The sequence below is a fragment of the Sphingomonas cellulosilytica genome, assembly GCF_052321755.1.
GTDB lineage: Bacteria > Pseudomonadota > Alphaproteobacteria > Sphingomonadales > Sphingomonadaceae > Sphingomonas.
In genome coordinates this window covers 1-26,647 of record NZ_JBQRTT010000003.1, presented here as the reverse complement: position 1 = coordinate 26,647, position 26,647 = coordinate 1, and the positions used below count along the sequence as shown (strand labels likewise).

Here is a 26,647-nt window from a genome sequence, read left to right as displayed (position 1 = left end):
GCTGTATCGACGACGCAATTTGGCCTAGGCGATCTGGATGACTGAGAACACGGAGGTCACGATCGCCTTCCATCCCGCGGATGCGGCGCTGGTCGAGGATCTGCAGGGCGCCCTGCTGCGGCGTGCGCCGGAACTCCGTCTCCGCGCCAGGAGTGCACCATTCGAGTGGGACGCCCGTGACGCCGTGGCGAACCCGCTCGTCGTCATGTTGTCTCCGAACATGTCGGCATCGGATGACCAGTCCTGGCTGGCGGCTGTGATCAAGCAGGCCGCAGCGGCAAGGTCGCTCGTTCTTGTGTCGCTACGCGGATCTCCACCGAGGGACCTGTCGTCGCGATACGGCGTGATCGACCTGTCGGGGTGGAACATGGCGCCGATCGAGTACGAACTGGGCCAGTTGATCACGCAGATCCGATCATGGGTTCCGATGATTAACCTCGTCCTCTTCGACGATCTCACCGTGGAGATGTTCAGCGAGATCGCGGACCTTCCCCTCACGGCGGCGACCGCCGAAATCCTCCGCCTCGACAACATGATCTACGTCGGCGACCTCGTCAGCCGTACCGAGGCCGAGATCCTGCGAATGCCGGAAGCGGATAAGGCCACAATCGATGAGATCGGCTCGGCATTGCGCCGGCTCGACCTGCGGCTCGGCATGAATTCACCAGGATGGCCGCCAGAGGACTTCGAAGCGACGCTGGCCAACATCGCTGCGGCGAACCGCGCGGCGCTGTTGCGACAGTTGCCCGGCGGCGCCACATTCGAGCCAGCGGGTGATCGGTTCTCCATGGTCGCAGACGCCGCGCAGGGAGACCTCGAGGCCGCGCTGAGGCCGATGGTCGGTCAGATGCAGAACGCCATCCTCGACAAGGCGCGCAATTTCGCCGGTCTTGCCGTGCGGGTGGACAATCAGCCCGGTTGGAATGGATTGTCGCGATCCGCGGGCATGCTGGTCGAGTTGCTCGACCGACCCGCCGCCGGCGTGCCGACGGTGCTAGGTCATCTCTACCCGACTGCACTCGAGATCGGATCGTTCGTGGAGCTCGACCAGCAGCTGTCAGCCGGGGCGGCCTCGTACGCCGCCCCGCTGGACCCCGAGGTGCGGCGTGTCCTTACCGACCTGGTGCGCAGCCTCGCTCCGTGGCTGAGATCCTTTCCTAGCGTGCGGCAGGCGGACGAGGACGCCAGTCGCTTCCTGGTCGAGGCGGCCGCCCTCCAACCCGTCGTCCAGGTGATAGACGTCGCCAGGGAGACGGACCTTCTCGAGACTCGTGACCTCGAGACGTTTCGGCAGCTCGAGCGCGCCAGCGCCCGCGGGGCCTTTCAGGGCGCGAAGGCGGCCGGCGTGGCGCGGAGGTCCGGGACGAACCTGGTCGTCGTGGTCGTCGGCTTCTGGGCGTCCCTGATGCTCGATGCCGTGGTTTCCGACTTCGCGACTACGTCGCCGCTGGCGCACAAGGCGGGACAATTCCTAGTGCGGGGAGAGAAGGCCATCGAACGGATGGCGAAGGACATGGCCCCCGATCTTCGGCATGCGATCCGCGACGTGCAGAGGAGGCTCGACTACGGGGCCGGTGAACTTCGGGGCGCATCTCCCGAGGAATGGAACGAGGCACCGCCCCAGGCGAAGGACTGATGGGCCGGCCGATCGAGCGTGACTGTCACCGCCCGCGATCCGCTCCGCTCGACGGGTGGCGTAGTCGTGGTCCTGGAGCCTTGAGCCCTCCTCGCTCCGCAGTCGGCTCCCGATGCGATTGCGGATCGGGTTCGTTCTCGCGCCACTCGACCGCCAGCGATCTCCCATACGCAGGCATGCATGACGGGGAAGCCGCGCGCGGAGCTGGCCGAAGGCACGGCCGAGATCCTGAACGTCCGCCGATATCCAGCCCCTCAGACGCCATTGCGTCCACGGATCACGCCCCGTTCGCCTCGTTACCAGAACGCATCGGCGTGTCGGACACCGAGAAAAGGGCGGATCATCCATGTGACCCGGTTGTGACCCATCGTACTCAACCCGCGCCGAAACCGTCTAAGTCATTGAAAAATGGTGCTGCCGGTGAGGATTGAACTCACGACCTCAGCCTTACCAAGGATGCGCTCTACCACTGAGCTACGGCAGCACTCGCGTCCAACGCGGGAAGCGCGCCTAGAGACGAACGGGGGCGGATTGTCAAGCGTTGGGTGCGCGGTTTAGGCAGATTCGATGAGCGACAAGGACGAACGGGCCGCGCGGCTGGCGGCGGAACTGCGGGCCAACCTGCGTCGGCGCAAGGCACAGGCGCGCGCCGGCGCGGCCGCGGCGGACGCGCCGGCCGAGGGGAATCAGTCGAGCGGCGCGCATTTGGACACCAGCCAGGCGTGATCCTCGCCGGCCAGGATCGGGCCGATCCTGGCGAGCACGTCGGCGTGATAGGCATCGGTCCAGGCGCGTTCGGCGGGGGTGAGCAGGCTGGGATCGATCAGGCTGCGTTCGATGGGCGCGAAGGTGAGCGTCTCGAACCCCAGCATCTGTCGGTCGGGGTCGCCGCCCGGCACCGTGACGGGGACGGTCAGCAGCAGGTTCTCGATGCGGATGCCGTATTCGCCGGCCTTGTAATAGCCTGGCTCGTTGGAGAGCATCATGCCCGCGCGCAGCGGCTCCAGGCTGGCACCACCGGGGTAATTCGGCGAGGCGATGCGCTGCGGCCCTTCATGGACCGACAGATAGCTGCCGATGCCGTGACCGGTGCCGTGCGCGAAGTCGAGCCCGGCCTCCCAGAGCGGGCGGCGGGCGAAGGCGTCGATCTGCGCGCCGCAGGTGCCGTCGGGGACGATCGCGGTGGCGATGGCGATATGCCCCTTCAGCACGCGGGTGAAGCGATCGCGCATCTCCGCGGTCGGCGCGCCGATCGGCACCACGCGGGTGACGTCGGTGGTGCCGTCGGCATATTGACCGCCCGAATCGATCAGGAACAGGTCGCCCGGCACGAGCGGCGCGTTCGATTGCTCGGTGACGTGGTAATGCGGGCTGGCGCCGTGCGCGCCGGTGGCCGAGATGGTGTCGAACGACGTGTCGAGCAGGCAGCCGGTCGCCTGGCGGAATTCCAGCAGCCTGGCGGCAGCGGACAGTTCGGTCTGGCCGCCGTGCACCGCCTCCGTCTCCACCCAGCGCAGGAAGCGCGACAGCGCGGCACCGTCGCGCAGGCTGGCGGCGCGGTGACCGGCGACCTCGACGGGGTTCTTGAGCGCCTTGGCCAGCACCGCCGGGTCGCGCAGCGGCAGCACCGTCGCACCGCCCGCGGCGAGCGCGTCGAAGATCGCGGCGACGGCGCGCTCCGGGTCGGCGGCGATGCGCCGGCCGGCATGGGTGCGCAGGGCGCCGTCGAAGGCATCACGGTCGTGGAGGCGGACAGCGTTGCCGAGATGCTGCCGCACCGCGTCGTCGACCTTGTCGGGCGCGACGAACAGGTCGGTGGTGCCGTCGCTGCCGACGATCGCATAGGATAGCGCCACCGGGGTATGCGCGACGTCGCTGCCGCGGACGTTGAGCACCCAGGCGATTGAATCGAGCGCGGTGAGCACCACCGCATCCGCCCGGTTCGCCGCCAGCCAGTCGGCGATATCGGCGCGCTTGGCGGCGGAGGAACGCCCCGCCTGCGCATCGGGATGCGGGGTGAGGCGGGCGGGCGAGGGCGCGGGGCGATCGGTCCAGACCGCATCGATCGGATTGGCGGCGACCGGCACCAGCGTCGCATCCCGCGCGGCGAGGGCGGTGGCGGTGTCAGCCACCCAGGCGCTGGTGTGCAGCCAGGGATCATAGCCGATCCGGCCGCCCTGTGGGGCATGGGTGGCGAGCCAACCGGCGACGCTGTCCTGCGGCACGGCGACATAGGACCAGTCGTCCGCCGACACCTGTTCGCGCACCTGCAGGGTATAGCGGCCGTCGGTGAAGATCGCCGCCGCCTCGCCCAGCACCACCGCGGTGCCGGCCGAGCCGCCGAAGCCGGTCAGCCAGCCGAGCCGCTGCGCATAGCCGCCGACATATTCGCTCATATGCTCGTCGGTCAGCGGCACGACGAAGCCGTCGAGCCCGGCGCGGGCGAGTTCGGCGCGGAGCGCGGCGAGGCGGGCATGATGGGTCATCGGAAGGGTCCGTCAAAAGTCACAAAAGTCACACGCAGGCATGTGTTCTGCAGCCATAGCGCCGGGCCGGCGCCAAGCCGAGTGGGGTCATGGCATGACCGGCACGTGTAGGACAGTTTCCCTTCGCGGCGATCCGTCAGTGCCTGCGCGGAACGAGGTGGAGGGCGCCGGCGATGACGCCGCCGATGACGAGCCCGACGATGCCCGATCCCACGGCACCGACAATCCAAGCGACGACGCCCGGCAGCACGCCGACGGCATGCGCCGAGGCCTCCGCGGCGTGGTGGATGGCGTGGGGCAGCGCCGCCACGCCGAACGCCTCCAGGCCGTGGACGATGATGCCGCCGCCGACCCAGACCATCGCCGCCGTGCCGATCAGCGACAGTGCGGAGAGCACCCGCGGCATCGCCGCGACCAGGCCGCGGCCGAACGCCTGCGCGCCCGATCCGGGGCGGCGGGCGAGATGCAGGCCGATATCGTCCATCTTCACGATCAGCGCGACGATGCCGTAGACGCCGGCGGTGATCGCGATGCCGACGAGGGCGAGCGCGATCGCCTGGTTGACCAGGCTCTGATCGGCGAGTTCGCCGAGCGCGATCGCCATGATCTCGCCCGACAGGATCAGGTCGGTACGGATCGCGCCCGACACCTGCCGCTCCTCCAGCTCCGCGGCATCGGCCACCGCGGCGGCCGCCTCGCCATGGCCATGGCCGGTGAGCGCGCCGATGATCTTTTCCGCCGCCTCGAAGCAGAGGAAGGCGCCGCCTGCCATCAGGATGGGCGTGATCGCCCAGGGTGCGAGCGCGCTCAGCACCAGCGCGGCGGGCAGCAGGAACAGGAGCTTGTTGCGCAGGGAGCCGCGCGCGATCTTCCAGATGATCGGCAGTTCGCGCGCCGGGCTGAGGCCGACGACATAGGTCGGCGTGACCGCGGTATCGTCGATCACCACGCCGGCCGCCTTGGCCCCGGCGCGCCCGGCGGCGCCGGCGACGTCGTCCAGGCTGGCGGCGGCAAGCTTTGCCATCGCCGCGATATCGTCGAGCAAGGCGACCAGTCCGCCGGCCATGATCCGTCTACTCCCCTGTTTTCCCGATCATCGCCATGACGGGGGCAGGGCGTTCAGGCAACCGCAGACGTGTTTCCCGTTGCTTGCCGGCGGGGCCGGTTCAAGCCCGTACGCGATCCACGAAGGCGCCGACCGAATGCTGCAATGCCTGCAACTGGTCGTCCACCGCGGCGAAGGCGGATCCGAAGGTGGCGAGATCGCGGGCGACATCGCCGGCGAAATGGGTGAGATCGGTCAGCGTGTCGTCCACGCCGGCGGCGGCGGCCATGGTGCGTTCGGTCGCGTCGGCGATCACGTCCAGCCGCGCCAGCTGCTGCTGGACGGTCGCGTGCGCCTGTTGCGAGGCGTGATTCACCGCGAGCACATTGTCGCGGATCAGCGCATTGGCCTGAAGCGCGGCGGTAATCAGGGTGAGGATGCCGGCCAGTTCGCGGGCGATGACGTCGTTGGCCGACGCGGTCTGCCGGGCGAGGTGCTTCACCTCCTGCGCGACCACGGTGAAGCCGCGTCCCGCCTCGCCGGCGCGCGCCGCCTCGATCGTGGCGTTGAGCGCCAGCAGGTTGGTACGACCGGCGATGTCGTGGATGAGGGCCACCACCGGTTCGATCGAGCGGGTGTGGCCGGTCAGCCGGTCGAACACCTCCACCGCCTGTTCGACCTGCCCGGTGGAGCGGGTGGCGGTGTCCGACGCGCGCGCGAATTCGCCGCGGCTGTCCTCCATCGCGCGGCGCAGCGCACGGGCGGTGCCCGTCGCCTCCTGCATCGCCGTCACCGATCCGCTGACCGTGGCGATCACGGCGGCATTCCGCGCCACCATCCGCTGCATCTTGTCGCCGACCGCCTGCGCGTGATCGCGGACGGCGCTGCTGCGGGTCCCCGCCTCGGCGATCACTGCGGCGAAACCGTCCTGCAAGGCGCACGCCTGCGCCTCCAGCCGGGCTGCGGTATCGACGGCGGCGCGGCGTTGCAGCGCGGTGGCGACCATGTCCCCCTGTACCAGGCTCAGCCGCACCATCGCCGCGGCGAGGCGGGTGAAGCGTTCGGGATCGGTGCAGCGGCGGCCGAGCACGGTCATCGTCGCCAGGTTGGATGCGCCGATCAGCCCGATCAGCTCATGCGGGGCGACTCCGAAATCGGCATAAGCGGCGAACCGGTCGGTGGTCGCATCGATCCAGCGTGCATCCTTGCGCGCGCACATGAAGCGGCCCTGGAGCATCCGGAGCCGCTCGGCATCCTCGCGCCCGCCGACCAGGGCGTGGAATGCCTGCGACACCGCCGGGCGGGCGGCGGCGAGATGCTGCCATACCGCGGGCAGGACGCAGGCGACGTATGCGTCGGCGATACAATCCCATACCTCACGCAGATCGTCGCCGAACGCGGCATCGATGCCATAGGCGCGCGCGCGATCGTCCGGTGAGACGGGCTGCGGCATTCCGGCACCTTGCATCATCATGGCATGCATCATCCGATCGAACCCGCGGTTTCCTAACCTGGGTGAAGCCAAGAAGTGGTTAATGGCACCGTAAGGCGCCCGATGGCCCCGCGCCGTGCCGAGGACAGGGCGTCGACAAGGACGGGCAGGACGTTATGGCAGGGGCATGACCGAACCGACCGATCCCACGCCCCCCGTCGCCGAGCGCCGGCCGCACAGCTTCACCGCGCATGGCGTGACGATCGAGGATCCGTACGCCTGGCTGAAGGACCCGAACTATCCCGAGGTCGACGATGCCGACGTGCTCGCCTACCTGGAGGCGGAGAACGCCTATTTCGAGGCGGTGATGGCGCCGCACCGGCCGCTGGTCGACCGGCTGTACGAAGAGATGAAGGCGCGGATCAAGGAGGACGAATCCTCCGTGCCGCAGAAGGACGGCGACTGGATCTACTGGACCGCCTTCGAAACCGGCGGCCAGTATCGCAAATGGTGGCGCAAGCCTGTTGCCGGGGGCGACGACCAGTTGCTGCTCGACGAGCCGGCGTTGGCCGAGGGCAAGGACTATTTCCGGCTGGGTGCCTTTGCGGTCAGCAACGACGGGCGCCAGCTCGCCTATGCGATCGACGACAGCGGTGCCGAGCGCTTCGAGGTGCGGGTGAAGAACCTCGACACGGGCGAGCATTGGCCCGAGGTCATTCCGGGCATGCTGTCCGACATCGTCTGGACCAGCGACGATGCGGGCTTCCTCTACGGCCTCGCCAACGACCAGTGGCGGACGGACAATGCCCGTTTCCACCGCCTCGGCACGCCGGTGAGCGAGGATGTCGAGCTGTTCCACGAGGATGACGAGGGCTATCGCGTCGCCGTCGCGGAGACGAGCGACCGGCAGTGGATCGTGATCGGCACCGGCGACCATGTGACGAGCGAGGTGCGGCTGCTGCCGGCGAACGATCCGCTGGCGACGCCGATCCTGGTGGCGCCGCGCCGGGCGGGCCGCGAATATGACGTCGATGCGCATGACGGCACCTTGTTCATCCACACCAACGACACCGATCCGATGTGGCGGCTGTGCACCGCCAGCATCGACGCGCCCGACGACTGGCGGGAGCTGATCCCGGCGGATCCGCATTTCTACATGACCGGGGTGGAATGCTACCGCGACTTCTTCGTGGTGGAGGGCCGGCTCGACGGGCTCGATCAGATCGCGATCCACCGCTACGACGCACCGACCGTGCCCCGGCGGATCACCTTTCCGGAGGCGAGCTATGCCGCCGGGCTCGGCGACAATCCCGAATATGACGTGGCGACGCTGCGTCTCGGCTATGAATCGATGGTGACGCCGGGCACGGTGTACGACTACGACGTGGCGAGCGGCGACCTTGCCGTGCTGAAGGTGCAGGAGATCCCTGCCGGCTACGATGCGGCGGGCTATCGCACCGAGCGGCTGAAGATCACCGCGCGCGACGGCACCGAGGTGCCGGTGTCGATCGTCTATCCGGCGGGCTTCAAGCGGGACGGCTCGCAGCCGCTGTTCCTCTACGCCTATGGCGCTTACGGTTATGCGATCCCGCCGGGCTTCTCGACCGGGCGCCTGTCGCTGCTCGATCGCGGCTTCGCCTATGCCATCGCGCATATCCGCGGCGGCGACGATCTGGGCCAGCAATGGTATCACGACGGCAAGCTCGAAAAGCGTACCAACACGTTCAACGACTTCGTCGATGTCGCCAGGGGGCTGATCGAGGCGGGCTGGACCAGCGCCGGGCGGATCGCCACCGCGGGCCGATCGGCGGGCGGCGAGCTGATGGGCGCGGTGGTCAATTCGGACCCCGAATTGTGGGGCGCGGTGATCGCCGACGTGCCGTTCGTCGACGTGCTCAACACGATGCTGGACGCCGACCTGCCGCTGACGCCGGGCGAATGGCCGGAATGGGGCAACCCGATCGAGGACCAGGCGGCGTTCGAGCTGATCCGCAGCTACAGCCCGTACGACAATGTCGTCGCGCAGGCCTATCCGCCGATGTTCATCTCGGGCGGGCTCAACGACCCGCGCGTGACCTATTGGGAGCCGGCGAAATGGGCGGCGAAGCTGCGCGCGACCAAGACCGACGATAACCTGCTGCTGCTCAAGACCAACATGGGCGCAGGGCATGGTGGCAAGTCGGGGCGGTTCGAATCCCTGCGCGAGGCGGCGGAGGAGCATGCGTTCGTGCTCTGGCAGATGGGAATCGAAGCCTGAGCATCGAGACGCTGATCGCCCAATACGGGCTTGCCGCGGTGTTCCTGGGCGCGGGGCTGGAAGGCGAGACGATGGTGCTCGCCGGCGGCCTGTTCGCGCATGAGGGGATGCTGTCGCTGCCCGGCGCGATGATCGCGGCGGCGGCGGGTTCGTTCGTCGCGGACCAGGCGTTCTTCGCCGCCGGACGCCGCTTCCGCGCCACGCGCTGGGTGCAGCGGGCGCAGGGGAAACCGGCGTTCGCCAAGGCGCTGAGGACGCTGGAGCGGCATCCGACCGGGTTCATCTTCGCCTTCCGCTTCCTCTACGGCCTGCGGACCGTCAGCCCGATCGCGATCGGCACCAGTCATGTGCCGACCCGCACCTTCCTGTGGATCAACGCGGTGGCGGCGTGCATCTGGGCGGTGCTGTTCACCAGCCTTGGCTATGTGTTCGGGACGGGCATTGCCGAACTGCTCGGCCGCTATCGCCCGCACGGGCGGCAGTGGCTGTGGGTGGCGCTGGCGGCGCTGGTGCTGGGGCTGGGCTTTGCGGGCTTCCGCTGGTGGAGGAGGCGACGGGCATGAGCTTCACGCTGACGATCACCGCCGGGCCGGAGGACATCGACGAGCTGGGCCACGTCAACAATGCGGTGTGGGTGCGCTGGATCCAGGACATCGCGGTGGCGCATTGGCAGGCGGTGGCGCCGCCCGAGCAGCGCGATGCCTTCGTCTGGGTCGTGACCCGGCATGCGATCGATTACCGCGGCAACGTCGCCGCCGGCGAGAGCGTGACCGGCGAAACCTGGGTGCCGGAACCGCCGAAGGGCGCGCGCTTCGACCGGCACGTCCGCTTCACCGGCGCGGATGGCCGGGTGAAGGTGGAGGCGGTGACGACCTGGGCGCTGCTCGACCGCGCGACCGGGCGGTTGCTGCGCGTGCGGCCGGAGGTGGCGGCGCCGTTCTTGTCCTAAAATCCTCCCCTGCTCCGCAGGGGAGGGGGACCGCGCCTCGCAGAGGCGGGGTGGAGGGGCAGCCAAGCAAGACTGTCGCTTGGGGCTGCCCCTCCACCACTCGGCTGCGCCGAGCGGTCCCCCTCCCCGCAAAGCGGGGAGGATTTGCATTACCCGCTGTTCCTCAGCGCCGTCGCCACGGCGTTGATCGACAGGAGGATGCCTTCGCCGATGCGGGGGTCGTCTTCGCCGGCGCGGTGGCGCTTCATGAGTTCGATCTGGAGGAGGTTGAGCGGTTCGATATAGGGCAAACGGAGGCGGATCGAGGCTTCCAGCGCGGGATGCTTTTCGAGCAGGCGCGACTGGCCGGTGATCGCCAGCAGGCCGTCGTGGGTCTGGTGCCAGCCGTCGCGGATGCGGGTGAAGATGGCCTCGCGCAGGCGTTCGTCCTCGACCAGCTGGGCGTAATGGCCGGCGATCTCGATGTCCGACTTGGCGAGCACCATCTCCATGTTGGCGAGGGTGGCGGCGAACAGCGGCCAGCCCTCTGCCATCTCCTTGAGCAGCGCCTTGTCCTCGAAGCCGGCGAGCGCCTGGCCGACGCCGTACCAGCCGGGCAGCATCACCCGCGCCTGCGCCCAGCTGAACACCCAGGGGATGGCGCGCAGATCCTCGACCGCGTCCGATTTCTTGCGGCTCGCCGGGCGGCTGCCGATCTTGAGCCCCGCGATCTCGCCGATCGGCGTCATCTGGCGGAAGAAGGTGCGGAAGCCCTCCGTGCCGTAGACGAGGTCGCGATAGGCGTGGAAGGCGGTGTCGGACAGCCGATCCATCGCGCCGGCGAATTGCGTGTTTTCCGTATTGGACAGCCGTTCGGGTTCGAGGCTGGCGAGCAATGTCGCGGACGCGATCGCCTCCAGATTGGTCATCGCGCTGTCGCGGGTGCCGTATTTGGCGGCGATCACCTCACCCTGTTCGGTGATGCGGATGCGGCCCTGCACGGTGCCGGCGGGCTGCGCGCGGATCGCGGCGAAGGCCGAGCCGCCGCCGCGGCCGACCGCGCCGCCGCGGCCGTGGAACAGCTGCATGCCGACGCCCGCCGCCTCGAACACCGGCTTCAAGGCGGTCGATGCCTTGGACAGCTGCCAGGTAGAGGTGAGGTAACCGCCGTCCTTGTTGCTGTCCGAATAGCCGATCATCACCTCCTGATGCCCGCGTGCGCGCGCGATGGCGGCGATCTCGGGCAGGGCGAACCAGTCGGTCATGATGCCCGGCGCGGCTTCGAGGTCGCCGACGGTCTCGAACAAGGGCACCGCCATGATCGCGGCGGTCGCCGGATCGCCCGCGCGGTAGAGGCCGACCTCCTTCAGCAGCAGGTTGATCTCCAGCAGGTCGGACACCGACTGCGCCATCGAGACGATATAGTTGGTGATGCAGGCCGGGCCGTATCTGGCATGCGCCTCCGCCGCGGCGAGGACGATCTTCAGTTCGGAATCGGTTTCGTCCGAATAGGTGGTGAAGCGGCTGGCGAGGGGGCGGGCGTTGGCGAGTTCGCGGCGGAGCAGCGTGACCCGCGCCGCCTCGTCGAGCGCCAGGTAATCGTCCTCGACCCCGGCGGTCTTCAGGAGTTCGGCGACGACACGCTCGTGGACGGCGCTGTTCTGGCGCAGGTCGAGCGTCGCGAGATGGAAGCCGAACGTCTCGACCGCGCGGATCAGGCGGCCGAGCGCGCCGCCGGTCTTGAGCGCCCCGGCGGCGGACAGGCCATGGGCGATGGCGACGAGATCGGCGCGGAACGCCTGCGGATCGGGATAGGGATCGCCGGTGAGATGGCCGGGGCGGGCGGCGGGCTTGCCGGTCAGCGCCTGATGGGTCGCGGCGAGGCGCGCGTAGATGCCCGACAGCGCGCGGCGATAGGGCTCATCCGAACGGCTCTCGGCGGTGTCGCCGCTCGCCGCCGCCAGCGCCTCGACCGCGGCGTCGACGGGGACGTGCTGGGTCGAGATCGACAGTTCGGCGCCCAGCGCATGCACCGCGTCGAGATAGAAGCCGAGCACCGTCTCGCAGGCGCGGGCGAGCGCGGTACGCAGCGAATCGGCGGTGACGAACGGATTGCCGTCGCGGTCGCCGCCGATCCAGCTGCCCGGCCGCACGAAGCTGGGCACGCGTTCCCCGAAGGCGCGGTCCCAGCGCTGGTAGAGCGCGGGGAGGGCGGGGAGGAACACGTCGCGCATGTAGGAGAGCGCGGTCTCGACCTCGTCGGTGACGTACAGGCGCTCGCGGCGCAGCACCCGCGTCTGCCAGAGCAGCGCGATCTGGCGGGTGATCGCATCCTCCACCCGGTCGCCGTCCGGCGTCTCTTCGCGGCCGGCATCCTTCAGCTGCATCAGCTGGGCGATGCGATTGCGATGGTCGATCATGCTCTTGCGCCGCACCTCGGTGGGGTGGGCGGTGAGCACGGGGACGATCAGCGCATGGGCGAGCAGCTGCTGGACGCGATCGCGGCCGATCCCCTCCGCCTCCAGCGTCGCGAGCGCGGCGGCGACGTCGGCGCCCTGTTCGGCGGCGATGCCCTGGCGATCCTCGGCCAGGTTGGCGAGCATGGAAAAGAGCATGAAGCCGCGCACGAAATCGAGCGTCTCGTCGAGGCCGAGGTCGCTCAGCTGGCGATGCACCGCGTCGCTGTCGCCATGGCCGCGGTGGCGCTCGACGGAGGCGCGGCGGATCGTCTCGGTCGCCTCGAACAGCGCCTCGCCGCCATAGGCGCGGATGACGTCGCCGAGCTTGGCGCCGAGGAAGCGGACGTCCGGGTTGTTGGCGATGGGCGGCAGGGATGCGGGATCGACGGTGGCCATGCCGCCATGCTGCGCTGCGGTAGAGGCGCGGTCAACCGGGGATGGCGTTGGGCGGGGGAAAGCGGGTGTTGGCGAGGCAGGGCTTCACTCCTCCCCCGCCAGGGGGAGGTGGCAGCGCGGTGGCGCTGACGGAGGGGGAGGTAAGCGGCGGACGTGGTATTTGCGGCAGGCGCCCCCTCCACCACCCGGCTGCGCCGGGCGGTCCCCCTCCCCCGGCTGCGCCGAGGGAGGACTTTTTGTTAACGCGTGCCGGGAAGGATCGGGTGGTCCTATTTCTCGGCGGCCTGGTTGCCCAGCGGCTCGCCGAGGACGGGGCCGGTCGCGGCGGGGGCGGGGCGGCGGCCGGCGCGCCATTCCTTTTCCTCTTCGGAGGTGACGGTACCGTCGCGGTTGAGGTCCATCTGGTCGAAGCGCTTGATGGTGCCTTCGCTCCATTCGATCATGCTGATCTCGCCGTCGCCATTGCGGTCGAGTGCCATCAGGCGGCTGTTCTGCCGCGGCAGTTCGGTGCGGTCGAGCCGGTCGTCGCCGTTACGGTCGAGCGTGCGGAAGCGGCGTTCCATGGCGCTGGAGAAATCGACGCGGCTGGTCACCGCCGGCGGCACGAAGCCGGCCGCATTGACGGTGGCGTCCGCCTCTGCCGCGGAGTTTTCCTGCTTGCCGCAGGCGCCCAGCGCCAGCAGCGCGCCGCCCAGCGCCGCCACGATCAATCCGCCACGCACATGCTGTCTCCCCGTGTCGCTACGCCTCGAGCTCGACGTCCCAATAGAGCCAGTCATGCCATGTGTCGTGCAGATAGTTGGGCGGAAAGGCGCGGCCGTGTTCCTGCAATTGCCAGTTGGTCGGGCGGATCGGCTCGAGGTAGAGCGGCATGTGCGCCTGTTTGGGGGTGCGCCCGCCCTTCTTGAGGTTGCACGGCGCGCAGGCGGTGACGACATTCTCCCACGTCGTTCGCCCGCCCTGCGCGCGCGGCACGACATGGTCGAAGGTGAGATCGCGGGTGACGCCGCAATATTGGCAGGCGAAGCGATCGCGCAGGAACAGGTTGAAGCGGGTGAAGGCGGGAAAGGCCGAGGGGCGGACATATTGCTTGAGCGCGATGACCGAAGGCAGCTTGATCTCCGCATTCGGGCTGCGCACGGCGCGCTCGTAATGCGCGACGATGTCGACCCGGTCGAGGAACACCGCCTTGATCGCGGTCTGCCACGGCCAGACGCTGAGGGGATAATAGGACAGCGGCGTGTAATCGGCGTTGAGGACGAGCGCCGGACAACTGTCGGGGTGACGGATCAGATCGGGATGAAACACGGCTCCTCCCACGGATTACCCGCAGGCCGTGTCGCCCACGAGAGTGACGGGGGTATGACAGCACGGCCGGACGATCGGGGTCAAGCGTCCTGCGTCAGCCCCCGCACGGCGCGCGGCGGATGACCGGCGTCGTCACCCGCTTCGCGCCCAGCCCGACGGGGCCGCTGCACCTGGGCCATGCCTATGCGGCGATCCGGGCGCATGACCATGCGCGGGGGGCCGCGGGCGGGGCCGGCGGCACCTTCCTGCTGCGGATCGAGGATATCGACGGCACGCGCAGCCGCGAGGAGCATGTCGCGGGGATCATGCAGGATCTCGCCTGGCTGGGGCTGGCCTGGGACGGGCCGGTGGTGCGGCAATCGCAGCGACTCGGAGCGTACGAGGCCGCGCTGGCGACGCTGCGGGCGGGCGGGCTGCTCTACCCGTGCTTCTGCACGCGGGCGGATATCGCGGCGAGTGCGAGCGCGCCGCATCATGGGCCGGACGGGCTGGTCTATCCCGGAACGTGCCGGCATCTCGGCGCTGCCGAGGTGGAGCGCCGGATCGCGGCGGGCGTGCCGCATGCGTGGCGGCTGGCGATGGATCGGGCCGTGGCGGCGGCGGGGCCGCTCGGCTGGACCGATCTGGCGGCGGGGCCGCAGGTCGCCGATCCGGCGGCGTTCGGCGATGTCGTGCTGGCGCGCAAGGATGCGCCGGCGAGCTATCACCTGGCGGTGACGATCGACGATGCCGCGCAGGGCGTCACCGATGTGGTGCGGGGGCGCGACCTGATGCGCGCCACCGACGTGCACCGGCTGCTGCAGGCGCTGCTCGGCCTGCCGACGCCGGTCTATCGTCATCACGCGCTGCTGCTGGGGCCCGACGGCACGCGGCTGGCCAAGCGCAACGGTGCGCCCGCGCTCGGCGACCTGCGCGCCGCGGGCGAGGATGGACGGGCGCTCGCCGATAGCCTGCGCGCCGGGCGGCTGCCCTTGGGCTTTGCGGCGACGAGCGCCTAGGCCCATTGGCTTTGCGACGGCGAACGCCTAAATTGGCGGCATGAACACCTTCCTCATCATTCTGCTGATCGCGGCGATGCTGGCGACGGTGGTTTCGCTGGTCCGCGGCATCATCGCCTTCCTCCAGGAAAGCCATGCGCAGGTGAAGAACGGCGAAGGGCCATCCGCCGCTTCGCTGAAGTCGAACCGGATGATGCAGATGCGCATCTTCTACCAGGCGCTCGCCATCCTGATCGTGGTGGTGATCCTGTTCGCCGCCGGGCGGACCTGACGCGCCGGGTGGTCAAGCTCAACCGCATCTATACCCGCACCGGCGATGCCGGCACCACCGGCCTGGTCGACGGATCGCGCGTGTCGAAGGCGGCGCCGATCATGGCGGCGATCGGCGACGTCGACGAGGCGAACAGCGCGCTGGGCGTGGCGATCGGCTTGCTGGGGACCCGCGAGCCGGCGGCGTGGGCGGCGGTGATCCAGAACGATCTGTTCGACCTCGGCGCGGACATCGCGACGCCGGCCGGCATCGACGGTGCGTTGCGCATCGTGCCGGCGCAGGTGGCGCGGCTGGAGGCGGAGATCGACGCGATGAACGCCGACCTGGCGCCGCTGACCAGCTTCATCCTGCCGGGCGGCGACCCGGCGGCGGCGGCGTTGCACCTCGCCCGCGCAATCGCGCGCCGCGCCGAACGCAGTGCCGCCGCGGTCGAGGGGCTGAGCCCCGCGGCGCTTGCCTATCTTAACCGATTGTCCGACTGGCTGTTCGTCGCGGCGCGTGCGGTGAACGGGCGCGGCGCGGGCGATGTGCTGTGGCAGCCGGGCGCCAGCCGCTGACGCGTCACGATTGATCGATTCCGCACCGAGGGCGGTGCGGATGCAACCCTTTGCGCCGCCAAACGCTTCACCTCGATCAATGGTGGGGGGAGCATAGGTCGTGTTGAAGCTTGCCCCCGACCCGTCCCATGCGCTTGGCGAACGCTATCGCGCAGTGCGGGGGCTGACGCTGGCGCTGGCCGCGCCGCTGTCCGATGCGGACGCGACGGTGCAGTCGATGCCCGACGCCTCGCCGGCGAAGTGGCACCTGGCGCATACCACCTGGTTCTTCGAGACGTTCGTGCTGCGCGACCATGTGCCGGATTACCGGCTGCACGACGATCGCTTTCCGTTCCTGTTCAACAGCTATTACGAGGCGGAAGGGCGGCGGCATGCACGCGACCGCCGCGGCATGATCGCCCGGCCGACGCTGGACGAGGTGCGTGCCTATCGCGCGCATGTCGACGCGGCGCTGGTCGCGGCGCTGCCGGCCCTGCCCGCGGCGGCATGCGAGCTGGTGGCGCTGGGCTGCCACCACGAGGAGCAGCACCAGGAACTGCTGGTCACCGACATCCTCCACCTGTTCGGCGAGAACCCGCTGGAGCCGGCGCTGTGGCCGGCGGCGCCCAAGGTGCCGGTGGCGATGCCCGGACCGATCGGCTGGATCGAGCGGGCGGGCGGCATCGTGACGGTCGGCCATGACGGCGACGGCTTCGCGTTCGACTGCGAGGGGCCGCGGCACGAGGCGCTGCTGGTGTCGCATGGCATCGCCGACCGCACCGTCACCAACGGCGAATGGGCGGCGTTCATCGCCGACGGCGGCTATCGCGAGCCGCGGCATTGGCTGGCGGACGGCTGGGCCTGGGTGAAGGCGGAGGGCGTGACGGCGCCGCTCTATTGGGAAGAGCGGGACGGCGGCTGGACGCGGATGGGGCTCGACGGGCGGCGGCCGATCGACCCGGCGGCGCCGGTGACGCATGTCAGCCTGTACGAGGCGGATGCCTATGCCGCCTGGGCGGGTGCGCGGCTGCCGACCGAATTCGAATGGGAAGCGGCGGCGCAGGCGCATGACGCGGCGGGCGGCAACCAGATGGATCGCGCCGGGCCGGTCGAGCCGCGTCCCGCGGCGGCGGGCGATCCCGCCTTCTTCGGCGACGTGTGGGAATGGACCGGCAGCGCCTATCGCCCCTATCCCGGCTTTCGCCCGGTCGAGGGCGCGGTCGGCGAATATAACGGCAAGTTCATGAGCGGCCAGTTCGTGCTGCGCGGGGGCAGCTGCGCCACACCGCGCGGCCATGCGCGCGCCAGCTACCGCAATTTCTTCTATCCGCACCAGCGCTGGCAGTTCACCGGCGTGCGCCTTGCCAAGGACATCTGAATGTCGAAGCCCGAGATCGAGGACGGCGAGCAGGGCCTGGCCGATCCGCAGTTCCGCGCCGACGTGCTGACCGGGCTGGAGCGCCGCCCGCGCGCGATCCCGGCGCGCTGGTTCTACGACCGGCGTGGATCGGAGCTGTTCGAGGATATCACCGCGCTGCCGGAATATTACCCGACGCGGACCGAGACGGCGATCCTGGAGACGATCTGCCCCGAGGTCGCGGGGATCGCGGGCCGCGGCCGCGCCGTCGTCGAGTTCGGATCGGGGTCGTCGACCAAGACGCCGGTGCTGCTGCGCTGCACCGAGCCGTCGGCCTATGTGCCGATCGATATCTCCGGCGCGTTCCTGCGCGAATCGTCGCGCGTGCTGTCGCAGGCGTTCCCCAACCTGCTGGTGCTGCCGTTCGAGGCGGACTTCATGCGCGCGCTGGTGCTGCCGCAAGCGGTGGCCGATGCGCCGAAGCTCGGCTTCTTTCCGGGATCGACGATCGGCAACATGATCCCGCTGATGGCGGTGGACCTGCTGCGGGCGATGCGCGCCTCGCTGGGGGAGGGCGCGATGCTGCTGATCGGCATGGACCGGGTGAAGGACCCGGCGACGCTGGTCGCCGCCTATGACGACACGGCGGGCGTCACCGCGGCGTTCAACCTCAACCTGCTCGAACGGATCAATCGCGAGCTGGACGGGACCATCCCCGTCGACGCCTTCGCGCACGAGGCGCGCTGGAACGACGATCGCGCGCGGATCGAGATGCATCTGGTCGCGCGCCGCGACGTCGATTTCTCCGTCGATGGCCGGCCCTTCGCGATGGCGGCGGGCGAGAGCATCCATACCGAGAACAGCCACAAATACGGATCGCGCGACGCGCGCATCCTGCTGCGCTCGGGCGGGTGGACGCCGCTCAAGGAATGGACCGACCCCGACGGCCTGTTCTCCGTCTACCTCGCCGAGGCGCAAGCGGAGCGGCCCGCGCCCTGATTGCCGGAGGATCGAAAGCCGCTATGGCGCGTCCAACGAGCGAGGAGATGGACGTGAGCGAAGCAGTGGGCGTGATCGGTGCGGGCCAGATGGGCGCGGGCATCGCACAGGTGTCGGCGGCGGCGGGCTATCGCGTGGTGCTGAGCGATGTGTCGCTGGAGCGGGCGGAGGCGGGCAAGGCGGGGATCGCCAGGCTGCTGGCGCGCGCGGTGGAGAAGGAGAAGATCGACGCGGCGACGCGCGATGCGACGCTCGGGCGGATCGAGCCGGTCGGCGATGTCGCAGCGATGGCGGAATGCGGCCTGGTGATCGAGGCGGCGACCGAGCGCGAGGCGATCAAGCGCGCGATCTTCGGCGATGTCGGCAAGGTGCTGGCGCCGGACGCGATCCTCGCCTCCAACACCTCGTCGATCCCGATCACGCGGCTGGCGCAGGCGACGCCCGATCCGGCGCGCTTCATCGGCGTGCACTTCTTCAATCCGGTGCCGGTGATGGGCCTGATCGAGGTGATCCGCGGGCTCGCCACGTCCGATGCGACCGTCGCGGGGATCGAAGGCTATGCCGAGCGGCTGGGCAAGGCGGTGGTGCGCGCCAACGACGCGCCGGGCTTCATCGTCAACCGCGTGCTGATGCCGATGATCAACGAGGCGATCTTTGCGTTGGGTGAAGGCGTCGCGACGATCCGGGATATCGATCTCGCCTGCCAGCTGGGGCTCAACCACCCGATGGGGCCGCTGACGCTGGCCGACTTCATCGGCCTCGACACCTGCCTGGAGATCACGCGCGTGTTGTTCGAAGGGACGGGCGATCCCAAGTTCCGCCCGGCGCCGCTGCTGGTGAAATATGTCGAAGCGGGATGGTTCGGCCGCAAGACCGGCCGCGGCTTCTACGATTACAGCGGCGCGACGCCGGAGCCGACCCGCTGAGGAGACGCGCGATGAGCCTGGACGATACGATCGTCGAGACGCCCGAGGGGCCGATGACGTTCAAGGAATGGAAGAAGAAGAACCCGGTGCAGCTGCCCTCGCGCCGGACGAAGGGCAAGGACCTGCCCAACAAGGTGAAGACGCGGACGGGGGAGTAGGGGCGTCCCGCTCTCAACCGTCATCCCGGCGAAGGCCGGGATGACGATCAGGAGCGGTAACGCACCGCATACACGAGCGCCAGCACCGCCAGGAACGGCAGGCCATAGACCAGCGTCGCCGCGAACGCGGTGGTGAACGGCGTCGTCAGCAGGATCGCGAGGATCGCGCCGGCCCCGGCGAGGCTGGTCCAGGGATAGCCCCACAGCCGGAAGCCCGGCGGCGGCCCGTGGCGGCGGCGGAAAGCGAGATGGGTGACGAAGATCATCCCCCAGGTGAACAGCGCGCCGAAGATCGAGATGGCGATCATCACCCCGAACGCCGCCTCCGGCCGCCACGCGTAGACGCCCGCTGCGACCGCGATCCCCGCTGCCGACACCAACAGCGCCGCAATCGGCACCCCGCGTGCGCTGACCCGCGCCAGCGCTGCCGGTGCGAGGCCGCTTTCCGCGAGGCTGAACAGCATGCGCGAGGCGGTGTAGAGCTGGCTGTTCATCGCCGACAGTGCCGCGATCAGCACCACCGCGTTGATGATCCCGGCGGCATAGGGCACGCCGGTCGCCTGCATCACGGTGACGAACGGGCTGGTCGCGGTGCCCGCCGCGGTCCAGGGCACCAGCGCCAGCATCACCGCCAGGCTGCCGAGATAGAAGAGCGCGAGCCGCAGCATCGTCGAGCGGAAGGCGCGGACGATCGCGCGTTCGGGATCGCGGGCTTCGCCGGCGGCGACGGCGATCATCTCGATGCTGAGATAGCTGAAGATCGCGACGATCACCGCGGTCCAGACGCCGCCGATGCCGTGGGGCGCGAAGCCGCCGTGCGCGGTGTAGTGGGTGAGGCCGATGCCGCTGCGCGCGATCACCCACAGGCCGATCGCGATGAACGCCACGATCGCGGCGATCTTCACCGCCGAAAAGACGTATTCGACTGCGCCGAACAGCCGGACGCTGGCGCCGTTCACCGCCAGCAGGGCAAGGCCGAAGCCGGCGATCCACCACAGCCCCGGCACGTCCGGCGCCCAGTAGCGCATGTAGACGGCGACCGCGGTCACCTCCGTCCCGATCGCCAGGATGATGCAGGCGACATAGGCGTAGCGGACCAGGAAGCCGGCGAAGCGGCCGAGGTAGCGTTCGGCGAACAGCCCGAACGATCCCGTGGCGGGGTCTGCGACGGTCATCTCGGCGAGGCAGCCCATCAGCGCCAGCGTGATGAGCCCGGCGATGGCATAGCTGACCAGCACCGCCGGCCCGGCGAGGCCGATCGCGAAGCCGCTGCCGAGGAACAGCCCGGTGCCGACCGCGCCGCCGATGGCGATCATCGCCAGCTGGCCCGGTCCCAATGTCCGCTTGAGACCGGTCATCGCGGGATCAGCCGATCAGCAGCCCGGCGAGCGCCGCCGACATCAGATTGGCGAGGCTGCCCGCCGCGAGCGCGCGCAGGCCGAGCTTGGCGATCATCGGCCGCTGGTTGGGCGCGAGGCTGCCGGTGACCGCCATCTGGATCGCGATCGACGAGAAATTGGCGAAGCCGCACAGCGCGAAGGTGACCACCGCCACCGTCTGGTGCGACAGGCCGGTCTGCTTGCCCAGATCGATATAGGCGACGAATTCGTTGAGCACGATCTTTTCGCCGAACAGGCCGCCGGCGATCCCCGCCTCGTCCCACGGCACGTTGAGCAGGAACATGACCGGCTGGAAGACGTAGCCGAGCAGCGCCTGGAAGCTGAGGCCGGGCAGGCCGACGAGGCCGCCCAAGCCGGCGAGCAGGCCGTTGGCGAGCGCGACCAGCGCGACGAACGCGAGCACCATCGCGCCGACCGCGACGGCGAGGCGCACGCCGGTCTGCGCGCCTTGCGCGGCGGCCATGATGAGGTTGGCGGGCTTTTCCTCGTCGTGCGTCGCTTCGGGCAGCGGTTCGCCCGGCGTGCCTTCGGGGAGCAGCGCGGCGGGGCCGGCGCCGCTGATCCGGCTTTCGGCGAGGTGGATCTGGCGGTTCTCGTCGGGCAGGTCGCCCAGCGGCAGTTCGCCTTCGGGTGCGACGCTGCGGTCGGGCATGATGATCTTGGCCATCAGGATGCCGCCGGGGGCCGCCATGAAGCTCGCGGCGAGCAGATATTCGATGCGGATGCCCATCGAGGCATAAGCGGCGAGGATGGTGCCGGCGACGCCCGCCATGCCGCTGGTCATCACGGTGAACAGCTGCGGCGGCGTGAGCCCGGCGAGATAGGGGCGGATGACGAGCGGCGATTCGGACTGGCCGACGAAGATGTTCGCCGCCGCGCAGAGCGATTCGACCTTGGAGGTGCCGATCACCCGCTCGATCGCGCCACCGACCCAGCGCACCACCAATTGCATGACGCCGAGATAATAGAGGATCGAGACGAGGCTGGCGAAGAAGATGATGACGGGAAGGGCGGCGATCGCGAAGCTCTGGCCGCCGATCTCGGGGCTGGCGAGCTTGCCGAACAGGAATTCGGTGCCGCGTTGCGAATAGCCGAGCAGCGCCGACACGCCGGCCGAGGCGCCGGCCAACGCGGCCCGGCCCGGCCCCCAATAGAGCACCATCGTCGCGATCAGCGCCTGCAGCGCGAAGGCCGCGCCAACGACGCGCAGCCGGATCGCGCGGCGATCGGTGGACAGCGCGAAGGCGAGGCCGAGAATGACGAGGATGCCGGCAACGCCGATCAGGATACGATGCATCGAAGAACCTGCGGGAAAGGAGCACGCGGCCCCCCGGCAGCGCGCGCGCCAGCATACACGTGGTTTTTTGCGTGGCCAGTCTGGAGTTTGCCGGGACGGCGGGTTGCCGATCGCCGGAAGAGCGGCAACCTCCCCGTTGACCCTGGGCCTGACGGAAGGCTTGGGACTGACCCGTGCTGCGACACGCTCGGCACGAACGGGTGGATTGGGAGCCTTGCGTCAATCCACCTTGAACAGTCGCAATGGCGAATTACGCGGTAGCGGCAGCGGGGTGAGCCATGCCGGCACCTCGCCATGCGCCAACTGGTCGTAGAAGCCGCCGGGGTTGCGCGCGCGATAGTTGGTCGATTCCGAATGGTTGGGGCAGACGAGCAGCAGCGTAGCGCCATGGCGGCGGACGATGGCATGCGCCTGATCCGCGCTGCCGCCGAAGGCATGCTGCACGTCGAGGATCGCGGCGCCGTTGCGATGGTACGGCCCGGCAATGGCATCGTGATGCGTCACGGTGATGAGCCGCGGCCCGAGGTCGACGAAGGTGAAGACGGTCTGCGCCGGATACCGGTCCAGCGCCTTCAGCACGGTGTAGCGCACGCAGCTGCCGGTCGCGCCGTTGACGCGCTTGGTATAGGCGTTGGGCCGGTCGACCGGCAGGTATTTGATGATGAGCCCGGCGAACAGGCCGGAGACGAGCAGGAACGCCGCCACCGTGCCGCCGACGCGCACCGGCATCGAACGGTGGTTGAGCAGCCAGGGCAGCACGATCCAGCCGAGCAGCGTCGCGCCCGGCACCGCGAGCAGCTGCGCGGCGGGGCCGGCGCGCACCTGCCACAGCAGCATCAGGCAGGCGAAGGTGACGAACAGCGCCACCGCGCTCCAGCCGATCAGCGCGCGAGTGCGCCGCGCGCGCCAGGTGCCGACGATCACGCCCAGCACGCCGACGATCGGCAGCGCCGCTATCGGAAAGCCGAGGCGGAAGGGGTGTTTGTAGATCGGCTTGGCCTCGCGGACGTTGTCGAGCCAGTTCTTCTGCAACTCGGGCGAGACGCCCTCCGGCCGGCCGAGGCATTGCGGGAAGAAGTGAACGAAGCCCGCGACGATCGCCGCACCGGCGAGCAGCGCCAGGCCGATGCGGACACCGCGCGATGCGGGGTTGAGCCGGGCGAGCAGGAACAGCAGCGCGCCTGCCGCGATGCAGACGCTGAGCCACACCGGCGTCAGCGCATCGCAGCGCATCGCGTAATTGGCGTTGGAGGCGAAGGCGGCAAAGCCGATCGCACTGCCGCCGCCGAGGCTGAGGGCATAAGCGGCAAGGCGCGTCGCCTCCGCCCGGTCCCAGACCCAGCGCAAGGCCAGGATCGCGCCGGCCATCGCGCAATAGGGCAGCATCTCCAGCCCGATGGCGAGGCTGACCGCGCTAGCGAGGCCGACCATCAGCCCGCCGCGGACCCCGCGGCTATCGCACAGGCCGGCGACGGTGAGGCTCAGCATCGCCAGTTGCCAGCCGTGGTGGTCGATCCGTTCGGGCAGGAACATCAGCATCGTCGCCGACGTGCCGAGCAGGAAGACGATGGCGAGCGGCCAGCTCAAGGGATGGATCAGTCGCCGCACGGTGGCACCGACGCCGAGCATGGCGATCGACAGCGGGATCAGCGGCGCGATGCCGCACGCCAGCCGCTCCGCCCAAAAGTTGCTGGTGAACAGGCGGAAGAACAGGATCAGGCCGGCGATCGGCAGGTCGACGATGCGGCTCCAGTGGATGTCGAAGCCCGCCGGCGGGTTGAGCCGGTAATTGCGCAGGTCGTACCACGGCTGCCCCGCCAGCCAGGCGCGCACCTGCATCAGCCGCATGTTGTCGTCGGTGTCGCCGAGCGACAGCCAGCGGACCAGGTTCCAGTCGCTCCACACGTACCAGACGGCCACCGCCACCCAGGCGATGAGGGTGAGCGCGATCCAGCGCCGGTCGAGTTCCTCGGCCAGCCGACCGCGTGCTATGCTGTTCAAGCCTTCAGACCCCAATTGCCCGTTTCGCTCCCGCGTCATTCCCTTTAGGGCGAGCGTGATGGCGAGGGAAGTATCGGCACTGTTGGACGTCGTGCAGGGCAACGACATGCGCGGGCAGATCCTGCGCTTCGGCATCGCCGGCGGCCTGTCGACGCTGATCTATTCGGCGGTGTACCTGCCGCTGACCACCTGGGTCTTCCCGCGCGACCATGCGGTCTATGCGGTGCCGTTCGCCTTCGTCGTCGCGGTGACGGCGGGCTTCTTCCTGCACAGCCGCTGGAGCTTCAAGGGCCACGGGGTCCGCCATCCGGGCATGCGGCAACAGGTGCAGTTCGTCGGCGTGCAGGGATCGGGCATGGCGCTGAACGCGCTCATCACCTGGATCGGCACCGCGCAGTTCGGCCTGCCCGCCTGGGCGCCGCTGCTGCCGGCGATCGCGCTGGCGACGATCCTCACCTTCATCCTCAATCGCTGGCTGGTGTTCGCTTAACATGGACCGCATCGTCTACGACCGCATGGCCGCCTATGATTCCACCCATTGGTGGTATCGCGCGCGCCGCGACATCCTGAGCGACTATCTGACCCGCTACGGCAAGATGCCCAAGGGCGCGCGCATCCTGGAGATCGGCTGCGGCACCGGCCACAACCTGCCGATGCTCGAGCGGTTCGGCGAGGTCGACGCGATCGAGATCGATCCCGCCGCCCGCGCAATCGCAAGCGAGCGGCTCGGCAAGCCGGTCGGCGATGCGCCATTGCCCGACCTGCCCGGCGTGGCGCGCGGCGCCTACGATCTCGTCGCGGTGCTCGACGTGGTCGAGCATATCGAGGACGACGTCGCCGCGCTGAAGGGGATGGCGAGCCTGCTCAAACCCGGCGGCAAGATCCTGATCGCGGTGCCGGCGCACCAGTGGATGTGGAGCGCACACGACGTGGTGAACCACCACCACCGCCGCTATTCGAAGGCGAGCCTGGCGAGGGCGATCGACGCGGCGGGGCTGAAGCCCGCCAAGCTCACCTATTTCAATTCGCTGCTGTTCCCGCTCGCCGCGGCGGCGCGGATCGCCGGGCGGCTGACCGGGCGCGACGACAGCGACGATTCGCCGCCGGCCAAGCCGCTGAATGCGCTGTTCGAGACGATCTTCCGGCTGGAGCGCCACGCCGTCGGGCGCGTGCCGCTGACGCCGGGGGTATCGATCGTCACGCTGGCGGAGCCCGCCTAAGTCCTCCCTCGGCGCAGCCGGGGGAGGGGGACCATTCGCGTAGCGAATGGTGGAGGGGGCGTCTCCACAAGCACGACGTGTGCCGCTTACCTCCCCCTCCGACCGCCTGCGGCGGCCACCGCTTCGGGTCGATCATGCCCCCGGCATGATCTTGAACGGCCGGGGGCTGTTCAACCCGATGCGCCCTGGCGGGGGAGGAATGACAATCACTCCGCCGCCTTGCGGCCGTCCGCCACCTCGAACTCCGGCGAGGGTTCCGCGGCGTTGAAGCCGAGCGTCGAATGGCCCTTCACCGGGCCGGCGATGTCGGCGACCAGATACAGCGGCCGCCGCTTCGATTCGATATACAGCCGGCCGAGATATTCGCCGATCATGCCGAGCACGAACATCTGCACGGCGGACAATACCGTCACCACGAGCATGGTCGAGGTCCAGCCCTGCACCGGCGAACCTTCGAAGAAGCCCCACAGGATGTAGAACAGCAGCAGCAGCGACGCGCCCGCCAGGATCACCGAGGCATGGCTGGCGAACCGCAGCGGCGCGGTGGAGAAGCCGGTGACCGCGTCGAAGGCGAGGCGCACCATCTTGCCGAGCGGGTAGTTGGTCTCGCCCGCATGGCGTTCGGCGCGATCGTAGGGGAAGGGGACCTGGCGGAAGCCGACCCAGGCGACCATGCCGCGGATGAAGCGCGCCTGTTCGGGCAGCGACAGCAACGCATCCAATGCGCGGCGGCTCATCAGCCGGAAATCGCCGGTGTCGAGCGGGATCGGCGTGTCGGTGACCCGGTCGAGCACGCGGTAGAAGGCGGCGGCGGTCGCCTTCTTGAAGATCGTCTCGCCCTCGCGCTTGCGGCGGACGGCGTAGACGACGTCGGCCTGTTGCGCCGCCATGGTCGCGCGCATGTCGGCGAGCAGTTCGGGCGGGTCCTGGAGGTCCGCATCGATGATGAGGATCTGTTCGCCCGAGCACAGGTCGAGCCCCGCGGTCAGTGCCAGCTGGTGGCCGTGGTTGCGCGACAGGTTGATCGCCACCAGCCGCGGGTCCTGCGCGGACAGGCGCTGCATCACCGCCCAGCTGTCGTCGCGGCTGCCGTCGTTGATGAGCACGATCTCGTGATCGTCGCCGACCGCGGCGCGCGCCGCCGCCGCGACCCGCGCGTGCAGCAGGTCGAGGCACGCGGCCTCGTTGTAGCAGGGGATGACGACGGACAGCGCGGGACGATACATGGGACGCGACCTTTAGCGCCTGCCGCGGCCGTCATCCATACGTAACGTGTGGGGTTTGGAAGGGGAGGGGCGTCTGCGGTGAGGCAGGACCCTCGCAACACCTGCCTCCGTCATCAACTCAGAAGATGGCTGCGTCTCTGAGCCTGGCGTTGGCGATGACGATGAGTTTTCGCATGACGGCGACGGTGGCGACGATGGGTTTTTTGCCGTTGGCGAGGAGGCGGCGATAGAAGGCGTTGAGGTCGGGGTGGCGGCGTGCGGCGGTGAGGGCGGCCATGAACATGGTGTGCTTGACGCCGGGTCTGCCGCCG

Annotated in this window: 24 protein-coding genes, 1 tRNA gene and 1 pseudogene; 14 read left to right on the top strand and 12 right to left on the bottom strand. The window is 69.3% G+C overall.

Translation table 11 applies throughout. The features are described from left to right. Window positions 1–37 precede the first annotated feature (37 nt). Window positions 38–1,636, top strand: a complete 1,599-nt coding sequence (locus tag ACTZQ5_RS05510; RefSeq protein WP_443584163.1) for a hypothetical protein — start codon at window positions 38–40, stop codon at window positions 1,634–1,636. Between the two features lie 409 nt (window positions 1,637–2,045). On the opposite strand, the gene ACTZQ5_RS05505 is transcribed toward ACTZQ5_RS05510, so the two are convergent. Then, window positions 2,046–2,120, bottom strand: a tRNA-Thr gene (locus ACTZQ5_RS05505). 83 nt (window positions 2,121–2,203) lie between these two features. Between ACTZQ5_RS05505 and ACTZQ5_RS05500 the strand changes: the two genes are divergently transcribed. After that, window positions 2,204–2,362, top strand: a complete 159-nt coding sequence (locus ACTZQ5_RS05500; RefSeq protein WP_443584162.1) for a hypothetical protein — start codon at window positions 2,204–2,206, stop codon at window positions 2,360–2,362. Here ACTZQ5_RS05500 and ACTZQ5_RS05495 read toward each other — a convergent pair. The 3 genes from ACTZQ5_RS05495 to ACTZQ5_RS05485 all read right to left on the bottom strand — a co-directional run bounded on the left by ACTZQ5_RS05495 (window position 2,323) and on the right by ACTZQ5_RS05485 (window position 6,620). After that, window positions 2,323–4,122, bottom strand: coding sequence for an aminopeptidase P family protein (locus tag ACTZQ5_RS05495; RefSeq protein ID WP_443584161.1), 1,800 nt, complete (start codon window positions 4,120–4,122; stop codon window positions 2,323–2,325). The two genes, ACTZQ5_RS05500 and ACTZQ5_RS05495, sit on opposite strands and share 40 nt — an antisense overlap. 136 nt (window positions 4,123–4,258) lie before the next feature. After that, complete coding sequence (locus tag ACTZQ5_RS05490) at window positions 4,259–5,188, bottom strand: DUF808 domain-containing protein (protein ID WP_443584160.1); 930 nt, start codon at window positions 5,186–5,188, stop codon at window positions 4,259–4,261. A 100-nt stretch (window positions 5,189–5,288) separates the two neighbouring features. Then, on the bottom strand, window positions 5,289–6,620 hold the full coding sequence (locus ACTZQ5_RS05485) for a methyl-accepting chemotaxis protein (RefSeq protein ID WP_443584159.1): 1,332 nt from the start codon (window positions 6,618–6,620) through the stop codon (window positions 5,289–5,291). 166 nt (window positions 6,621–6,786) lie between these two features. Between ACTZQ5_RS05485 and ACTZQ5_RS05480 the strand changes: the two genes are divergently transcribed. Genes ACTZQ5_RS05480 through ACTZQ5_RS05470 form a run of 3 tightly spaced genes read left to right on the top strand, consistent with a single transcriptional unit; the run spans window position 6,787 to window position 9,805 of the window. Then, window positions 6,787–8,856 carry a S9 family peptidase gene (locus tag ACTZQ5_RS05480; RefSeq protein WP_443584158.1) on the top strand — a complete coding sequence of 690 codons (2,070 nt, stop codon included), beginning with the start codon at window positions 6,787–6,789 and terminating at the stop codon, window positions 8,854–8,856. Further along, window positions 8,853–9,419: a DedA family protein gene (locus tag ACTZQ5_RS05475; protein ID WP_443584506.1), complete on the top strand. Its 567-nt coding sequence runs from the start codon at window positions 8,853–8,855 to the stop codon at window positions 9,417–9,419. Before ACTZQ5_RS05480 ends, ACTZQ5_RS05475 begins: the two co-directional genes overlap by 4 nt. Further along, a complete protein-coding gene (locus ACTZQ5_RS05470; protein WP_443584157.1) occupies window positions 9,416–9,805 on the top strand; it encodes an acyl-CoA thioesterase in 390 nt (129 codons plus the stop codon). The genes ACTZQ5_RS05475 and ACTZQ5_RS05470 overlap by 4 nt, the downstream gene beginning before the upstream one ends. A gap of 149 nt (window positions 9,806–9,954) precedes the next feature. Here the strand turns inward: ACTZQ5_RS05470 and ppc are convergent, their stop codons facing one another. From ppc to ACTZQ5_RS05455, 3 genes are all read right to left on the bottom strand, one after another. Then, window positions 9,955–12,639, bottom strand: a complete 2,685-nt coding sequence (gene ppc, locus ACTZQ5_RS05465; protein ID WP_443584156.1) for a phosphoenolpyruvate carboxylase — start codon at window positions 12,637–12,639, stop codon at window positions 9,955–9,957. Between the two features lie 269 nt (window positions 12,640–12,908). Further along, complete coding sequence (locus ACTZQ5_RS05460) at window positions 12,909–13,361, bottom strand: EF-hand domain-containing protein (protein WP_443584155.1); 453 nt, start codon at window positions 13,359–13,361, stop codon at window positions 12,909–12,911. A gap of 19 nt (window positions 13,362–13,380) precedes the next feature. Next, window positions 13,381–13,947, bottom strand: coding sequence for an HNH endonuclease (locus ACTZQ5_RS05455; protein WP_443584154.1), 567 nt, complete (start codon window positions 13,945–13,947; stop codon window positions 13,381–13,383). Between the two features lie 119 nt (window positions 13,948–14,066). Between ACTZQ5_RS05455 and gluQRS the strand changes: the two genes are divergently transcribed. From gluQRS to ACTZQ5_RS05420, 7 genes are all read left to right on the top strand, one after another. Then, entirely contained in the window at window positions 14,067–14,945 is an 879-nt protein-coding gene (gene gluQRS, locus ACTZQ5_RS05450; RefSeq protein ID WP_443584153.1) for a tRNA glutamyl-Q(34) synthetase GluQRS, read from the top strand. A gap of 40 nt (window positions 14,946–14,985) precedes the next feature. Continuing rightward, window positions 14,986–15,216 (top strand): twin transmembrane helix small protein, encoded by a 231-nt coding sequence (locus tag ACTZQ5_RS05445; protein WP_443584152.1) that lies wholly within the window; start codon window positions 14,986–14,988, stop codon window positions 15,214–15,216. Between the two features lie 8 nt (window positions 15,217–15,224). Next, on the top strand, window positions 15,225–15,773 hold the full coding sequence (locus ACTZQ5_RS05440) for a cob(I)yrinic acid a,c-diamide adenosyltransferase (RefSeq protein WP_443584151.1): 549 nt from the start codon (window positions 15,225–15,227) through the stop codon (window positions 15,771–15,773). Window positions 15,774–15,873: 100 nt separating this feature from the next. Beyond that, window positions 15,874–17,130, top strand: a complete 1,257-nt coding sequence (egtB, locus tag ACTZQ5_RS05435; protein WP_443584150.1) for an ergothioneine biosynthesis protein EgtB — start codon at window positions 15,874–15,876, stop codon at window positions 17,128–17,130. Continuing rightward, window positions 17,131–18,108 (top strand): L-histidine N(alpha)-methyltransferase, encoded by a 978-nt coding sequence (gene egtD, locus ACTZQ5_RS05430; protein WP_443584149.1) that lies wholly within the window; start codon window positions 17,131–17,133, stop codon window positions 18,106–18,108. It begins immediately after the preceding gene. 53 nt (window positions 18,109–18,161) lie between these two features. Then, window positions 18,162–19,034, top strand: a complete 873-nt coding sequence (locus ACTZQ5_RS05425; protein WP_443584148.1) for a 3-hydroxybutyryl-CoA dehydrogenase — start codon at window positions 18,162–18,164, stop codon at window positions 19,032–19,034. A gap of 11 nt (window positions 19,035–19,045) precedes the next feature. Beyond that, window positions 19,046–19,192 carry a hypothetical protein gene (locus tag ACTZQ5_RS05420; protein ID WP_443584147.1) on the top strand — a complete coding sequence of 49 codons (147 nt, stop codon included), beginning with the start codon at window positions 19,046–19,048 and terminating at the stop codon, window positions 19,190–19,192. A gap of 47 nt (window positions 19,193–19,239) precedes the next feature. Here ACTZQ5_RS05420 and ACTZQ5_RS05415 read toward each other — a convergent pair whose 3' ends face one another. From ACTZQ5_RS05415 to ACTZQ5_RS05405, 3 genes are all read right to left on the bottom strand, one after another. Continuing rightward, window positions 19,240–20,550: an amino acid permease gene (locus tag ACTZQ5_RS05415; protein WP_443584146.1), complete on the bottom strand. Its 1,311-nt coding sequence runs from the start codon at window positions 20,548–20,550 to the stop codon at window positions 19,240–19,242. 7 nt (window positions 20,551–20,557) lie between these two features. Continuing rightward, window positions 20,558–21,889 (bottom strand): NupC/NupG family nucleoside CNT transporter, encoded by a 1,332-nt coding sequence (locus ACTZQ5_RS05410; protein WP_443584145.1) that lies wholly within the window; start codon window positions 21,887–21,889, stop codon window positions 20,558–20,560. Window positions 21,890–22,108: 219 nt separating this feature from the next. After that, complete coding sequence (locus tag ACTZQ5_RS05405; RefSeq protein WP_443584505.1) at window positions 22,109–23,881, bottom strand: AcrB/AcrD/AcrF family protein; 1,773 nt, start codon at window positions 23,879–23,881, stop codon at window positions 22,109–22,111. Between the two features lie 67 nt (window positions 23,882–23,948). Here ACTZQ5_RS05405 and ACTZQ5_RS05400 point away from each other — a divergent pair, with 67 nt between their 5' ends. Beyond that, complete coding sequence (locus ACTZQ5_RS05400; RefSeq protein ID WP_443584144.1) at window positions 23,949–24,380, top strand: GtrA family protein; 432 nt, start codon at window positions 23,949–23,951, stop codon at window positions 24,378–24,380. A 1-nt stretch (window position 24,381) separates the two neighbouring features. After that, on the top strand, window positions 24,382–25,110 hold the full coding sequence (locus ACTZQ5_RS05395) for a class I SAM-dependent methyltransferase (protein ID WP_443584143.1): 729 nt from the start codon (window positions 24,382–24,384) through the stop codon (window positions 25,108–25,110). A 206-nt stretch (window positions 25,111–25,316) separates the two neighbouring features. Here ACTZQ5_RS05395 and ACTZQ5_RS05390 read toward each other — a convergent pair whose 3' ends face one another. Together ACTZQ5_RS05390 and ACTZQ5_RS05385 are read right to left on the bottom strand one after the other, a co-directional pair. After that, window positions 25,317–26,336 (bottom strand): glycosyltransferase family 2 protein, encoded by a 1,020-nt coding sequence (locus ACTZQ5_RS05390; protein ID WP_443584142.1) that lies wholly within the window; start codon window positions 26,334–26,336, stop codon window positions 25,317–25,319. Window positions 26,337–26,454: 118 nt separating this feature from the next. After that, a pseudogene (locus tag ACTZQ5_RS05385) lies at window positions 26,455–26,647 on the bottom strand (hypothetical protein); the annotation flags it as partial.

What these genes read in the sequence shown, in the direction of transcription:
- ACTZQ5_RS05510 (WP_443584163.1), top strand. Translation starts at nt 38, where the DNA reads ATGACTGAGAACACGGAGGTCACGATCGCCTTCCATCCCGCGGATGCG.
- ACTZQ5_RS05500 (WP_443584162.1), top strand. Translation starts at nt 2,204, where the DNA reads ATGAGCGACAAGGACGAACGGGCCGCGCGGCTGGCGGCGGAACTGCGG.
- ACTZQ5_RS05495 (WP_443584161.1), bottom strand. Translation starts at nt 4,122, where the DNA reads ATGACCCATCATGCCCGCCTCGCCGCGCTCCGCGCCGAACTCGCCCGC.
- ACTZQ5_RS05490 (WP_443584160.1), bottom strand. Translation starts at nt 5,188, where the DNA reads ATGGCCGGCGGACTGGTCGCCTTGCTCGACGATATCGCGGCGATGGCA.
- ACTZQ5_RS05485 (WP_443584159.1), bottom strand. Translation starts at nt 6,620, where the DNA reads ATGCCGCAGCCCGTCTCACCGGACGATCGCGCGCGCGCCTATGGCATC.
- ACTZQ5_RS05480 (WP_443584158.1), top strand. Translation starts at nt 6,787, where the DNA reads ATGACCGAACCGACCGATCCCACGCCCCCCGTCGCCGAGCGCCGGCCG.
- ACTZQ5_RS05470 (WP_443584157.1), top strand. Translation starts at nt 9,416, where the DNA reads ATGAGCTTCACGCTGACGATCACCGCCGGGCCGGAGGACATCGACGAG.
- ppc (WP_443584156.1), bottom strand. Translation starts at nt 12,639, where the DNA reads ATGGCCACCGTCGATCCCGCATCCCTGCCGCCCATCGCCAACAACCCG.
- gluQRS (WP_443584153.1), top strand. Translation starts at nt 14,067, where the DNA reads ATGACCGGCGTCGTCACCCGCTTCGCGCCCAGCCCGACGGGGCCGCTG.
- ACTZQ5_RS05445 (WP_443584152.1), top strand. Translation starts at nt 14,986, where the DNA reads ATGAACACCTTCCTCATCATTCTGCTGATCGCGGCGATGCTGGCGACG.
- egtD (WP_443584149.1), top strand. Translation starts at nt 17,131, where the DNA reads ATGTCGAAGCCCGAGATCGAGGACGGCGAGCAGGGCCTGGCCGATCCG.
- ACTZQ5_RS05420 (WP_443584147.1), top strand. Translation starts at nt 19,046, where the DNA reads ATGAGCCTGGACGATACGATCGTCGAGACGCCCGAGGGGCCGATGACG.
- ACTZQ5_RS05415 (WP_443584146.1), bottom strand. Translation starts at nt 20,550, where the DNA reads ATGACCGGTCTCAAGCGGACATTGGGACCGGGCCAGCTGGCGATGATC.
- ACTZQ5_RS05410 (WP_443584145.1), bottom strand. Translation starts at nt 21,889, where the DNA reads ATGCATCGTATCCTGATCGGCGTTGCCGGCATCCTCGTCATTCTCGGC.
- ACTZQ5_RS05400 (WP_443584144.1), top strand. Translation starts at nt 23,949, where the DNA reads ATGGCGAGGGAAGTATCGGCACTGTTGGACGTCGTGCAGGGCAACGAC.
- ACTZQ5_RS05395 (WP_443584143.1), top strand. Translation starts at nt 24,382, where the DNA reads ATGGACCGCATCGTCTACGACCGCATGGCCGCCTATGATTCCACCCAT.
- ACTZQ5_RS05390 (WP_443584142.1), bottom strand. Translation starts at nt 26,336, where the DNA reads ATGTATCGTCCCGCGCTGTCCGTCGTCATCCCCTGCTACAACGAGGCC.